Origin of the sequence: Pseudomonas sp. FP1740 (assembly GCF_030687165.1) — a bacterium.
Classification (GTDB): Bacteria; Pseudomonadota; Gammaproteobacteria; order Pseudomonadales; family Pseudomonadaceae; genus Aquipseudomonas.
Map to the genome: position 1 here is coordinate 1,235,342 of NZ_CP117461.1, position 14,044 is coordinate 1,249,385.

The window sequence follows — 14,044 nt, forward strand, 5'->3', positions numbered from 1 at the left end:
AGTCGTGAGCCCTTTAAATGCGGCGTGCCTGAAAAATTCAGTGCTGCTGTTTTTTGGGGACTGCTGCGCAGTCCAACGGGGGCAAGCCCCCTCGCCACAACAGCCCCCTCGTCACAGAAATCCCTCACAGATGTTTATAGCCAACAGGCATCCCACAACGGGTAATCGCCAATTTTATTGACCAGCCCCGCTCTTAAAGGGTTGGCAACAATGTAACGAGCGAATGGCAGGAGTTCTTCTCCATCGCGGATTGCCCGGTCGTGGTAGCCGCTTTGCCATAGCGGACCACACCGACCGTTCATTTTGTTCACTGCCAGGGTGCAGCGTGACTTGGTAGAGCCGACAACATTGCCCAGATTGTTGCCCTGCAGCTGCATTAGCCAATGAAAATGATCGGGCATCACAACCCAGGCAATTGAATTCACTAAACCCGCATCGTGAGCTCGGCGCAGTTCTGCGACAAGCAGACGCCCCAATCGCCAGTCAGAGAATATGGGTTGGCGCTCGTGAATAACTGCGGTGATGAGGTAAGCGCGGCCGTTTTCAGAGGCTCTGCCAAAGCGCAGGCGATGAGAGTTTGGTTGAGTAGGCAATCCATTGCTTCCTTGCGTAATAGTCAGGTGACCTTTCCACGCTAGTGCCCGCTTGTCTGTTTCGGTTCTGCAAATGCTGAGTGAAGATTCTGATTCCTGCGAAGGATTCACCACAGTAAGCCCCCTGCCCACAAGGGGTGTCGTCTGAAAGGGTTGAGCTAGACGCATCAACGAGGTAAATGCTGCCTAGGTAGGGGCATGACGATGCACCATTGCTGTGCAATACTCCGTGCGGTTTCAGTGGCGAAAAAACCTGCATAAGCCAGGTAATGCCACTCCGTTCTGCGGGAATTACCCGTTAGTTATCGCTGAATATTGTGTTTTATATAGTGAAAACACCTGTCGTTAGCTTTTTATACTGCACGCCCCGCTGATCTTGGAGGTTTTGTCCTGCAAGACGTGTCTGTCCACAAGACAGGCCCGGTTTCACTAGGCACCGGCTTATCGGTCGGCGCTTCGACACTCGGTGGTCATATCCAATAACAAGACGAGGTTGCACCCCTATGCCAGTCGGCAATCACCTGCCTCACGGCGAGACCGCTCAGGGCGGCCCGCTTAAACGCGAACTGGGCGAACGGCATATTCGCCTGATGGCACTCGGTGCCTGTATCGGCGTCGGCCTGTTCCTGGGTTCGGCCAAGGCCATCGAAATGGCCGGTCCGGCCATCATGCTCTCCTACATCATCGGCGGTCTGGCGATCCTGGTGATCATGCGTGCCCTCGGCGAAATGGCCGTGCACAATCCGGTCGCCGGCTCGTTCAGCCGTTATGCCCAGGATTACCTCGGGCCTTTGGCGGGTTTTCTGACCGGCTGGAACTACTGGTTCCTGTGGCTGGTGACCTGCGTCGCGGAAATCACCGCAGTGGCGGTGTACATGGGCGTCTGGTTCCCCGACGTGCCGCGCTGGATCTGGGCACTTGCCGCGTTGGTCAGCATGGGCTCGATCAACCTGATCGCGGTGAAAGCCTTCGGTGAGTTCGAATTCTGGTTCGCCCTGATCAAGATCGTCACCATCATTGCGATGGTGGTCGGCGGTATCGGCGTGATCGCGTTCGGCTTCGGCAACGACGGCGTCGCCCTGGGGATTTCCAATCTGTGGGCCCACGGAGGCTTCATGCCCAATGGCGTGCAAGGCGTGTTGATGTCCCTGCAAATGGTGATGTTCGCCTACCTCGGCGTCGAGATGATCGGCCTGACTGCCGGTGAAGCGAAGAACCCGCAGAAGACCATCCCCAATGCGATCGGCTCGGTGTTCTGGCGGATTCTGCTGTTCTACGTCGGCGCCCTGTTCGTGATTCTTTCGATCTACCCGTGGAACGCCATCGGCATCCAGGGCAGCCCGTTCGTGATGACCTTCGAGCGTCTGGGCATCAAGACCGCCGCCGGCATCATCAACTTCGTGGTGATCACCGCGGCGTTGTCGTCCTGCAACGGCGGCATCTTCAGCACCGGGCGCATGCTCTACAGCCTGGCGCAGAACGGCCAGGCCCCGGCCGGTTTCGCCAAAACCTCGAACGGCGGTGTGCCCCGTCGTGCGTTGCTGTTGTCGATCGGCGCGTTGTTGCTGGGCGTGTTGCTCAACTACATGGTGCCTGAGAAGGTTTTCGTCTGGGTTACCGCGATAGCCACCTTCGGCGCGATCTGGACCTGGGTGATGATCCTGCTGGCCCAGCTCAAGTTCCGCAAAGGCCTGAGCGCAAGCGAACGTGCCGGCCTGAAATACCGCATGTGGCTGTACCCGATCAGTTCGTATCTGGCGTTGGCATTTCTGGTGCTGGTGGTCGGCCTGATGGCGTACTTCCCGGACACCCGAGTGGCGCTGTATGTGGGCCCGGCGTTCCTGGTACTGCTGACGGTGTTGTTCTACATGTTCAAGTTGCAGCCGACCAATGTGACGCAAGGCGCGGTGCGTTCGGCTTCGTAAGTTGTAACGCCAGCCATGCAAAAGCCCCGGTCAGAATGATCGGGGCTTTTGCATTTAAACGGCTGCCACGGGTATTGGCATGTTCAACCGCTTATTGAAATCCAGCCAAGCCCCCAGCAACGCCATCAACCCGACCCCCAACATTGCGCTGAATAGCTGCATCGCCAATACGTTCCCACCCAAGGCATTGAGCATGTCCGCCAACGGCGCCAGCAACACACCAAAACAAAACACCTCCAGGGAATATCGGCCCATGCGACAGCTTTGTCGCGCCAGCCAGTGTTGCGTCCAGCCCGTGTCCGGCAACAACCTGGCGGTGACGTAGGCGAGGGCGAGGAAGTGCAGCAGACGCGCCGGTGAGAGGTTGGTCTTGCTGATCGGATAGAGCCATTCGCCGAGCCATTGGGGCATGAACGCGTCATGCACGGTCGGCCATTTCCACGACAGCGCGATCATCCCGCTCATTACCAGATAGGTCAGAGCCGCGATGAAAACCGGCTGTCGAGTCAGCGGTCGAGGTTGCGGCGCCCGAGGCCTTTGCCGGTGAATCGCCGCCGCGCCCCCGAGAATGAACAGCAGCTGCCAGGCCATCGGATTGAAAAACCACACGCCCCCGTCGGTGCCCGCCAGGTTCCACTGAAGCCATGGCGCCAGCAGGTACAGCACCACCGACAGCCCCACCACGTATTCCGCCTTGCGCAGCAGCATCGGCAGTACCAGCGGCAGGCCGAGCAGCAACAGAATGTACAGCGGCAACGGGTCCATCAGGTTCGGCTTGAAGCGCAGCAGCAACTCGTCCATCAACGCTTGCTGCGGATTGCTGAGGAAGTACTGCAAGCCCATTTCCTGCACCAGATCGCGGGTTTCCACGTGGCTATTGGCGAAAAACACGATGCCCATCAGCAGCGCCAGCAAAAAGATGTGCACCACATAGAGCACCCAGGCGCGTCGCAGGATTTTCACCGTGGCGACCATGAGCCCGTCGCGTCGGGCGATCTTGCCGTAGGCCAGCACGGCCGCGTAACCGGCCAGGAACACGAAAATCTCCGCCGCATCGCTGAAGCCGAAGTTACGCACCGTGAACTGCGCGAGCGGGTTCTGCGGCACGTGGTCCCAGAAAATGAAGATCAGGGCCAGGCCGCGAAAAAAATCGATTCGGTGATCGCGTTCAAACGTCATGACGGCGGGCTCTTGAACGGGGGAAATAAGGTGTGGGCGCAGTAAAAGATGGCGCGCCGCATACCGGCGGCGCGCAGGGTGCCGTGATTCACAGGCAATTGCAAAAGGCTGGATATTACCGAATGTCTCAGCTGCTTATCGCGAACGGATCGAACGGCGTGGCCGTCGGTCTGCCGGACGGTTCGCACACCGGAACGCCGCCTGATGGCATCTGGCGAGCATCTACACTTCGGTTCTCAGGAGTGTGAAACGTGAAGGTTTCGCTGATTGTCCCGGTATTCAACGAAGAGCAGGCGATCAGTCTGTTCTATCAGGCGGTGCGCCGTGAATTGAGACTCGACCTGTGTGACGTGGAGATCGTGTTCATCAACGATGGCAGTACCGACCAGACGGCTGAGCAGGCAAAGGCGTTGGCCAGGGCCGATGAACAGGTATTGCTGATCAATTTCTCGCGCAACTTCGGCAAGGAACCGGCGTTGTTTGCCGGGCTGGAATACGCCACCGGCGATGCGGTGATCCCCATGGACGTGGACCTGCAGGACCCGATCAGCGTCATCCCGAGGTTGATTGCCGAGTGGCAGAAGGGCGCCGATGTGGTGCTCGCCAAACGCCGGGACCGTGCCAGCGACAGTTACCTGAAACGCCACAGCGCGTCGCTGTTCTACCACCTGCTGAACAGGATTTCCTACACCCGTATCGAAGAGAACGTCGGGGATTTCCGCCTCATGGACCGCAAGGTGGTCAATGTGATTCGCGCACTCCCCGAGCATCAGTTGTTCATGAAAGGCGTTCTGTCGTGGGCCGGTTTCACCACCGTGGTGGTGGAGTACGAGCGGGCCCGGCGAGTGGCGGGCCGCAGCAAGTTCAATGGCTGGAAACTGTGGAACCTGGCGTTGGAAGGCATTACCTCATTCAGCACCGTGCCATTGCGGTTATGGACTTACATCGGCGGCGCTATCTCAATCTTCGCGGTGCTGTACGCGGTGTACATGGTGCTGGACAAGATTTTCTTCGGCAACAGTGTCCCCGGTTACCCTTCTTTGATGACAGCCGTATTGTTTCTGGGCGGTGTGCAACTGATCGGCATCGGCATCCTCGGTGAGTATATCGGGCGCATTTACATCGAAGCCAAGCACCGGCCCCGGTATGTGATCAAAGACATCATCGGCGGCAAAGACCGGGTCGGGCTTTAGCATGGGCAGACTGAGCGATTTTTTCAGCAGCGAAATCGGCCGTCGTCGGGTCTGGCTGTTTTTTCAGTTCACGACCCTGATTTATGTCATTCCGCTGATCCTCGCCGACTATCCCTACATCGATGACAACTGGCGTTCGCTGTCCGCCGGCACGGCCTGGGCGAGCCAGGGGCGGCTGTTCACCGAACTGTTCTATAACGTTCTGACCTTCAGTGATGCCGCGCCGAACATCTTTCCGTTGCCGCTGTTGATCGCCACCCTGGCCATGGCGTTTGCGTTGACCAGCCTGACATTCCATTACTATCCCCGGCCGACGCTATCCTGCTGCCTGGTGGTGTTGCCGCTCTGGTACAACCCGTTCTTCCTGCAGAACCTGTCGTATCAATACGACGGGCCGGCCAACGCCTTGAGCCTGGTGGCGGTGATCTACGCGATCACGTTTCGTCATCCTTCGCGCATCCTGCAATGGCTGGTGCCGGCCTTCCTGATTGCCTTGGGGCTGGGGCTTTATCAGGTGAGCCTTAATGTGTTTCTGGGCCTGTGTTGCCTGGAACTGCTCAGGGCCGCGAACGACAAGTGGGCCTGGCGGCAGTGGTGCGAGTTGATCGGTTGGAAACTCGCCCAGGTGGTGCTCGGCGGGTTGATCTACAGCGTCACCGCTTATCCATACATGGATCAGACCCGTGTTTTGTTCCTGAACTGGGCGGCGGCGCCTTGGCTGCAACTTGAGATCAACATTGGCCGCGTGCTGGAAAAAGTCGTGCTGCTGTTTCACGGTGGATTCACCTGGGTGTTCGCCGTGCTGTTGTTGTGTGCCATCGCTGGCAGCGTGCGGCTGGCCCGCAACGTGATGGAACACCAGGACACAGGGCTGAGCAAAGTCGTGATGGGCCTGGTGTGCGTGCTGACCGTGCCGGTCGTGATCTTGCTGGTGTCGGGGGCTGCGCTGTTTTTTCGCGACTTCAATGAGGGCGCCAGAACCTTGATGGGTTTTGCGGTGTTGTTGGTGCTGTTGTTCTATTTGAGCCATCTGGCGCTGGCGCCCATCCATGAACGGCTGGCGTTGCTATTGGTGGTTCCGCTGTTGGCGATGCTTTCGTTGTCCTACGCTTACGGCCGCGTACTGACGGTGCAGAACACCTTTGCGTCCAGCGCACTGTTTTCCCTGGGGCATGACATCGCGGCCCATCGGCAACTGCGCGAAGCCAAGCGCATTTACATGTCGGTGAGTTATTCCGATCACTGGCTGGTGGAGGCCGCAGGCTCGTTCAAACAGATGCCGGTTTTGCATTATTTGCTGAACATCAACTTCTACATGCTGGCGGAAAACCTGCCGAAGGCGGGCATCACCAACGTGGTCGCGGAGAGGGAGCGACGCAACGCGACGCTGTTGGGTTATCAGGGTTATCCACCGCTGGTGGATAACCAGTTCTACAGCCTCTATTTGTTGGGTGACTACGGTTTCATCGTGATGAAAGAGCCGGCGCCGATTGCCACGCTGCAGTGGTGAAGCCGATGAGCGCCCCTGGGATCCGTTTCAAACGTTTTCCATCCGGTCTTGCCGACGGGGCGGTTCTGCTGGTGGTGCTGGCGATCGCATTGTTCGCAAGGTTTCACGCCATCACCGTGCCGGTCATCTGGTACGACGAGGCTTACAGCATACTGCTGGCCGAGGGCTCGCCTGCGTACATCTGGGCCACGACGGCTCGGGATGTTCATCCGCCGCTTTACTATGTCTTGCTGCATTACTGGATGGTGCTGTTCGGTCATGGCGTGTTGTCTGCGCGGTCCCTGAGTGCACTGGCCGATGTCGGCACACTGTTGCTGGGCATTAAATTGATGAGCCTGTTGGCGACGCGAAGGGCGACGTGGACAGCGGCATTGTTGTTGGCATGGCTGCCGATATCGGTGCGTTACAGCCAGGAAGTGCGAATGTACACCTTGCTCGGCTTCTGGCTCATGGGCGCGACCGTGGCGCTGGTCTGCTGGCTCAGGGCAATGGATCAAAAGCGTTTTCCGATCCTTTACGTGCTGCTGATGACGGCGGCTTTTTACACGCACTACTTCGCCGCATTGTGCGTGTTGGTGCATTGGCTTTTTTGGTGGCGGGTGCGCAAGGTTCAGGGCACGGTATCCGCACGTGCGTGGATACTGGCCAACAGTGCAATCGTCGTGTTGTACCTGCCGTGGGCACCGCCTCTCATCAGTCAATTGTTGCGAATGGACGGGCTCGAATGGATACCGCCGCTCACCTGGCCGACGGTGCTGACCTTCGTTTGGCAACTGGTGGTGATGGGGGATTCGACCAGCTATTCATCCTTATGGCGCGTATTGCCCTCGGTGTTGATCGTTGTTTGCGCTACGGCGGTGCTATTCAAGGCACGCCCTCTCAGCGTCTTGCTGGTGGGTTATTTCTTTGTCCCGGTGCTGACCGTGTTTCTGGTGTCGCTGATCGTTCCGGTTTTCAATGCCCGGTACCTGGTGTTCGCTGCCGCAGCGTTGCCCCTTATCGTTGCGCTCGCGCTGGACGCATTGAGCCAACGTCATGCCGCCCTTGCGGCTATCGCCATGGTTTTTATTGTGTGGGTAGAAGCCCATGGGCTGGCGGCGGTTTATGCACAAACGGATGAGATGAACGGCACCAGCATTCGCAGAGACGCGAAACTGGACGCCGTGGTAGCAGGTCTTGGTCGCGAGGTGCGTCCGGGGGACGAGATCATTGTGGATAACCTGTATTGGTACTTACCGTTCACCTACTACAACGCCACCGGCATTCAACCAAGGCTATACGTCGTCAAATCGCCGACCGGCACCCTGTGGGGAACCGCCGAATACGGTGGTTGGGCACTCATTCCCCGTCACCTGCTCTGGATTCTCTTCAATGACTTTTCGACCCTGAAACTGAACGCCAAGAGGGTCTGGTGGGTAACGGGTTATGTGCGCCCTGAACATGACGCCTTGTTTCCCGAACACTGGAAACAGGTGCTGACGTTGAAAGAGGGAGACAGTGAGGCTCGTTTGTTCATTCTGGAGGGAGCGCCAACCGTTGAGGTCGGCGCGCAAAAACACCCTATGCGGCAGCCGTTTCGTTAGGCTCAAAACTGTCCGCCCGTGCCATCTGCCACATCCGCGAGTAAAACTCGCCATTCACCTCACCGGTCAGCAACTCGCCTGGCTTGAGGAACACATGCAACTGCGAGAACAGCTTGATCTCGGTGGCTGACATGCGCCGCACCAGATGTTTGGCCGACAACTGTGAAGGATGTTCCAGGCCTGCGGCGGCAAGCATTTCGGCCAAGGCTTTGAGCGTATTGCGATGGAAGTTGTACACGCGCTGGGCCTTGTCCGGAACGACCAGCGCGCGCTGGCGCAGGGTGTCCTGGGTGGCGACGCCGGTGGGGCATTTGTTGGTGTGGCAGCTTTGTGACTGAATGCAGCCGATGGCGAACATGAAGCCGCGCGCCGAGTTGGCCCAGTCGGCGCCGATGGCCAGGACGCTGGCGATGTCGAAGGCACTGACGATTTTGCCGCTGGCGCCGAGTTTGATCTTGTCCCGCAGGTTCAGGCCCACCAGGGTGTTGTGCACGAACAACAGGCCTTCACGCATCGGTACGCCGATGTGGTCGGTGAATTCCACGGGCGCAGCGCCGGTGCCACCTTCCTTGCCGTCGACCACGATGAAGTCCGGGAGGATGCCGGTTTCCAGCATGGCCTTGGCGATGCCCATGAATTCCCACGGGTGGCCCAGGCAAAACTTGAAGCCCACCGGTTTGCCGCCGGACAGTTCACGCAGTTGCGCGATGAAGTGCATCATTTCGATTGGTGTGGAAAACGCGCTGTGGCGCGACGGCGAAATGCAGTCTTCGCCCATGGGGATGCCACGGGTTTCGGCGATTTCCTGGGTGACTTTGTGCTTGGGCAGAATCCCGCCGTGGCCGGGCTTGGCGCCTTGGCTCATTTTGATTTCGATCATCCGCACTTGCGGGTTCTGTGCCTGGGCGGCGAAGCGTTCCGGGTCGAAGCGGCCATCGGCGGTGCGGCAGCCGAAGTAGCCGCTGCCCAGTTCCCAGGTCAGGTCGCCGCCGTTTTCCCGGTGATAGGGGCTGATGCTGCCTTCGCCGGTGTCATGGGCGAAGTTGCCGAGTTTGGCGCCCTGATTCAACGCGCGAATGGCGTTGGCGCTGAGGGAGCCGAAGCTCATGGCCGAGATGTTGAACACCGACGCCGAGTACGGCTGGGTGCATTGCGGACCGCCGACCATCACCCGGAAACTGCTTGGGTCGCTCAACGGCGCTGGACGCATCGAGTGGCCGATGAATTCGAAACCCGACTGATACACGTCGATCAGCGTGCCGAAAGGTTTGTCGGCGCTCTCGTTCTTGGCCCGCGAATACACCAGTGAACGCTGGGCCCGGGAGAAGGGCAGGGCATCGCTGTCGGATTCGAGCAGGTACTGGCGGATTTCCGGGCGAATGCCCTCCACCAGATAACGGATATTGCCCAGGATCGGGTAGTTGCGGCGCACCGCATGAGGGCTTTGCAGCAGGTCGAACAGGCCCACCAGGCTGAGGCCGCCGGTGACGGCGGCGATCGGCCAGAGCCAGTCGTATGCCAGGAAGGGCAGGCTGGCGAGGGTGAATATCACACAGACGGCAAAGAAGGCGTAGCGGCTCAGGAGTGACAGGCTCATACGGTTTCCTTGGGTTCGGGCTCGGTCATGCAGGACCGTGGTATACAGGTTTTTGTGGCGAGGGAGCTTGCTCCCGCTCGGCTGCGCAGCAGTCGCAAAACCTGCTGCCGGGATTTGTCTGACTGAACGCATTGCCTGTTTTGGGATCGCTTCGCGATCCAGCGGGAGCAAGCGCCCTCGCCACAGAGATCTCCTGTGTTAGCACAGAGCGTCAGGCATTCTGCGCCTGGAGAATAAACGAAAACAGCCTGGATTGAGATTTGATCCCTTGTTCGGCTGGTCAGACAGCCGCTTTCGATTGCCGCACCGGCAGCTCGACCCGGAACGTGGTACCCACGCCGACTTCGCTACGTACCGAAATATCGCCCCGATGTTTTTTCACGATGCCATAGGACAGGGACAACCCGAGCCCTGTCCCCTGGCCCACCGGTTTGGTGGTGTAGAACGGGTCGAATATTTTCTGCAGGCATTCCGGTTCGATGCCTGATCCGGTGTCCGCGACTTCGATCGACACCGTTTCACCTTCAAGCCCGGTACGCAGGGTGATGGTGCCCCGTTCCGGCCCCATGGCCTGAGACGCGTTGACGATCAGGTTCATGATCACCTGATTGATCTGCGACGGCAGGCACTCGATGTCAGGCAGCGTTTGATACTCCTTCACCACATCGGCCTTGTACTTGAGTTCATTGGCGACGATGTTCAGCGTCGACTCGATGCCCTGTTGCAGGTTGGTCCACTGCCATTCCTGATTGGAGTCGACGCGGGAGAAGTCCTTCAGGTCTTTGACGATCTGCCCGACCCGATTGATGCCGTCCTTGGACTCCTTGATCAGCAGCGGAATGTCTTCGCGCAGAAACGCCAGCTCGACCTTTTCCCGGAGCTGGCCGAGACGTTCGAGGACGTCGCTTGAGGTAATGGCCGCCTCCGCCTCCCGATAGGCATCGAGCATGGCCTGCAGTTGCTTGAAATAGCCATCGAGGGCGCCGAGGTTGGAGGAAATGAAGCCGATGGGGTTATTGATTTCATGGGCGACACCCGCCGCCAGTTGCCCCAGCGAGGCGAGTTTTTCCGACTGCACCAGTTGGCTTTCCAGTTGTTTGCGCTCGTCGATTTCCCGCTGCAATGCTTCGCTGGCCTGTTTGAACTGGGCCGTGCGCTGATCCACCAGATGCTCCAGATGGCTCATCTGGATAGACGCCCGTTCGGTCATGTCCCATTTGGTGAGCAGGGTGTTGGCCATCTGCTGGACTTCAATGTTGTCGAACGGTTTTTTCAGAATCAGCAGGCGGTCGTGGGCATGCAGGCGCTCCAGCAGTTCATCCCACGAATAGTCGGAATAGGCGGTACACACCACCACTTGCAGGCTCGGGTCTTCCTGCCACAGGTGTTCGATGGTCTGTGCACCGTCCCAGCCCTCGGGCATGCGCATGTCGACGAAGGCCAGGGCGTAGGGGCGGTCTTCCTGTAAGGCCTGGACGAGTTTGCCCAGGCCCTCCTGACCGCCATAGGCTGAATCCAGTTCGAACAGCGGTTGGGTGGATTTCACTTCGCTGCCGAACAGCGCGGCCTCCATTTCGTCCAGTTCCGCATGTTTGGCCGATGTCGGGGTGAGGATCTTGCGAAAGTCATCATGGATGGACGGGGTGTCGTCGATTAGCAGAATGCGGCGGTTCGATAGGTCGCTCATGCTTCCTCCATGACGGGGTTCAACGGGATCTGCAAGGTGAACAGGGCGCCCTTGCCCGGCCCGTCGCTGTGGGCGGTGAGGTGGCCGTTCATTTCGATCGCGGCCAGCGCGCAGCTGTGCAGGCCGAAGCCGTGGCCTTCCTTGCGGGTGGTGAAACCGTGGGCAAAGATCCGTGTCATGTTTTCCGGTGCAATGCCTTCGCCGTCATCCTTGACGCTGATTTGCAGGATCGTGTCCTCGACGACTTTTACCCCGAGGGTGATCTGTCGGGCTCGGTTGCTGAGGTCGGACATGGCGTATTTGGCGTTGCTGATCAGGTTGATCAGGATCAGCAACAAGCGGTGCTTGTCGCCCATCACTTGCGGTACGTCGCCGTACTCCTTGACCACCGTGACGTGATGCCGGGTCAAGGCGCCTGCGTTCATGCGCAGGGCGTCCTCGAGCAATTCGCTGATGTACAGCGGTTCCACCAGGTTGTTGGCCCCCGCGTAGGACTGCTGGGTGGCGACGATGTCTTTGATGTGATCGACGCTTTTGCTCAGCTGCGCGAGTTCCTCGGTCATGCCTTGCTGTTCGAGGGCAATCGCCTCCACCAGTTGATTCAAATAGCCGGGCAGTAGTTTTCCTTTCTCGTTCTGGGTCAGAAAGGTGCCGAGGTCGCTTTGATGCTCGTTGATCAGCTGCATCGCCTTGCCCAGCCCCTGGGTCTTGCTGCTACGCAGCCGGCGGCTGACCAGATCGGCCGAGATGTTCACGCTGTTGAGCACGTTGCCGACGTTGTGCAGCACGTTGGTGGCGATCTCGGCCATGCCGGCCTGACGCGCGGTGTCGAGCAATTCGCTCTGGGTATCCTTGAGTTCGCGGGTGCGCTCTTCGACCCGTTGTTCGAGGACTTCGTTGGCGGTTTGCAGTTCCTTGTTGACCCGCTGAGTCTCCCCGAAGCTGCGCATCAGGCGAATCGCCAGGTACACCAGCACCAGCACCAGCAGCGTCGAAAACACCAGCATGTAGAAGTGGTAGCGCCGGTCGATGGCGTCGGTTTGCTGCTGGTCCTTGTTCAGCAGGCCGGTAATGTCGTCCAGTCGTTCGGCCACGGGAATGGCTTCGATGTTTTCCAGTAACCGATTGACCACCGGTTGCTCACGCAGGATCAGGGTGACGTGGTTACTCAAAATATCGATCGGGCTGTGAAACTGCTCCGGCAATCGTTGCTTGTTAACCCCCAGTTTGTTCATCCCCAGCAGAATATCCGCCGCTTTATCGTCGGAGGTGACCTGGGCGAATTCCAGGCTGCTGAGCAGCAAGTCGTAAGTGTCGGTGGCGATGTTCTGCAGTTGCAGCTTGTCTTCATCTGACAATTGGGCGAGTGGTTGCTGGATGTCGTCTTCGGCAGTGGGCAAGAACGCCAGTGAGTTGCGCAGCACCGCGTTGTGGGATTTGAACTGTTCCACCAACCGGGTTTTTTCCTGGATGGCGGCAAGGTACGCATCATGGCTGGCACGCCAGGTCGGCGAGTCGTTGCGACCGTGATTGGACTCCATGCTTTCGAACCGCTCCCACAGGCGCGTCATCTCGCTCAGCGGTGCCACCAGCGGATCGTAGTTGTGACTGATGGCGATCCTGGCCTTGAGAATCTCGGTTTCCCATTGCGCGTTCAACTGTTTGATCCGACCGATCAAGTCCCGGGATTCGGCGTAGGTCGACGTCTCGTTCGAGCTGGACTTGAGGTACAGGAACAACAGCGTCGAGGCCAGCAGCACGGCCACGGCTGCGAGCAGTGCCAGGTTGCGACGGGGGAATGTTTTCATAAAGGTTTGCCTCCCCATTCACCGGTCAGGGTCTTGAGGAATTTGATGATCAGGTCCTTGTCCTTGTCGGAGGGCACACGACCGAGCTGGAACTTGAACATCACGTCTACCGCCTCTTCGAGGGTTTTAGCCGAGCCGTCGTGAAAGTACGGCGCGGTCACGGCGACATTGCGCAGGCTCGGCACCTTGAACACGTTGCGATCCTCTTCGGCCTTGGTGACCAGATAGCGGCCCAGATCGGCTTCGGTGGGGTTACCACGAGCCTGAAAGTAATCACCCATGACCCCGAATTTCTGGAACATGTTGCCGCCGATGTTCACCCCCTGATGGCAGGCAATGCAGCCGTAGTCTTTGAAACGTTGGTAACCGTATTTCTCGTCAGTCGTGAGAATGTCGGTATCGCCCGACAGGTACTGGTCGAAACGCGAGTTGGCGCTGATCAGCGTGCGCTCATAGGTGGCCAGGGCACTTTGCACATTGTTCATGGTGACGCCGTCCGGGTAGGCCTTGGTGAAAGCGCTTTTGTAATCCGGGTCGGCGGACAGCATCTGGACCACATGCTCCCAATGACTGCCCATTTCACTGGGGCTCTGCACTACTTCGTGGGCTTGGGTTTCCAGAGAATCGGCGCGGCCATTCCAGAATTGCCGGAAGTTCAGGCTCGCGTTGAACACGCTCGGGGTATTGATCGTCAAGGGATCGCCCTTGAAGCCAGTGGACAATGCCTTGTCGTCGGCGCCGCCGATTTCCAGACGATGGCAACTGGCGCAGGACAGGCTGTTGTTGACCGACAGCCGTGGTTCGTTGAACAACCGGCGACCGAGTTCGACTTGCAAGGGATTCTGCTCGGGCACTGCGGGCAAGGGTTTGAGCGGTTCGTCCAGCGGTGCGCCACTGGCTATCAGACAACAACCGAGTAGAGGCGCAAGGAGCAAGTAGCAGAAGGAACGTGACATCTTATGATTCCTT

The 14,044-nt window shown here is 58.7% G+C and carries 10 protein-coding genes; 4 read left to right on the forward strand and 6 right to left on the reverse strand.

Annotated features, from left to right (window positions below; translation table 11 throughout):
* Window positions 1-134 precede the first annotated feature (134 nt).
* Entirely contained in the window at window positions 135-593 is a 459-nt protein-coding gene (locus PSH69_RS05325) for a transposase (RefSeq protein WP_026286462.1), read from the reverse strand.
* A gap of 503 nt (window positions 594-1,096) precedes the next feature.
* Between PSH69_RS05325 and PSH69_RS05330 the strand changes: the two genes are divergently transcribed.
* Window positions 1,097-2,518, forward strand: coding sequence for an amino acid permease (locus tag PSH69_RS05330; RefSeq protein ID WP_305411283.1), 1,422 nt, complete (start codon window positions 1,097-1,099; stop codon window positions 2,516-2,518).
* A 54-nt stretch (window positions 2,519-2,572) separates the two neighbouring features.
* On the opposite strand, the gene PSH69_RS05335 is transcribed toward PSH69_RS05330, so the two are convergent.
* Window positions 2,573-3,697, reverse strand: a complete 1,125-nt coding sequence (locus PSH69_RS05335) for an OpgC domain-containing protein (protein ID WP_305411284.1) — start codon at window positions 3,695-3,697, stop codon at window positions 2,573-2,575.
* A gap of 251 nt (window positions 3,698-3,948) precedes the next feature.
* Between PSH69_RS05335 and PSH69_RS05340 the strand changes: the two genes are divergently transcribed.
* The 3 genes from PSH69_RS05340 to PSH69_RS05350 are packed head-to-tail and all read left to right on the forward strand — an operon-like array spanning window position 3,949 to window position 7,983.
* A complete protein-coding gene (locus tag PSH69_RS05340; protein WP_305411285.1) occupies window positions 3,949-4,890 on the forward strand; it encodes a glycosyltransferase family 2 protein in 942 nt (313 codons plus the stop codon).
* A gap of 1 nt (window position 4,891) precedes the next feature.
* Window positions 4,892-6,400: a glucosyltransferase domain-containing protein gene (locus PSH69_RS05345; protein WP_305411286.1), complete on the forward strand. Its 1,509-nt coding sequence runs from the start codon at window positions 4,892-4,894 to the stop codon at window positions 6,398-6,400.
* A 5-nt stretch (window positions 6,401-6,405) separates the two neighbouring features.
* Window positions 6,406-7,983 carry a glycosyltransferase family 39 protein gene (locus tag PSH69_RS05350; protein ID WP_305411287.1) on the forward strand — a complete coding sequence of 526 codons (1,578 nt, stop codon included), beginning with the start codon at window positions 6,406-6,408 and terminating at the stop codon, window positions 7,981-7,983.
* Here the strand turns inward: PSH69_RS05350 and PSH69_RS05355 are convergent.
* The 4 genes from PSH69_RS05355 to PSH69_RS05370 form a co-directional block, all read right to left on the reverse strand.
* Window positions 7,961-9,580 (reverse strand): FMN-binding glutamate synthase family protein, encoded by a 1,620-nt coding sequence (locus PSH69_RS05355; RefSeq protein WP_305411288.1) that lies wholly within the window; start codon window positions 9,578-9,580, stop codon window positions 7,961-7,963. The genes PSH69_RS05350 and PSH69_RS05355 overlap by 23 nt on opposite strands.
* Window positions 9,581-9,860: 280 nt before the next feature.
* A complete protein-coding gene (locus PSH69_RS05360; RefSeq protein WP_305411289.1) occupies window positions 9,861-11,267 on the reverse strand; it encodes an ATP-binding protein in 1,407 nt (468 codons plus the stop codon).
* Complete coding sequence (locus PSH69_RS05365) at window positions 11,264-13,075, reverse strand: DAHL domain-containing protein (protein WP_305411290.1); 1,812 nt, start codon at window positions 13,073-13,075, stop codon at window positions 11,264-11,266. The genes PSH69_RS05360 and PSH69_RS05365 overlap by 4 nt, the downstream gene beginning before the upstream one ends.
* On the reverse strand, window positions 13,072-14,031 hold the full coding sequence (locus tag PSH69_RS05370) for a cytochrome-c peroxidase (RefSeq protein ID WP_028939465.1): 960 nt from the start codon (window positions 14,029-14,031) through the stop codon (window positions 13,072-13,074). Before PSH69_RS05370 ends, PSH69_RS05365 begins: the two co-directional genes overlap by 4 nt.
* Window positions 14,032-14,044 lie beyond the last annotated feature (13 nt).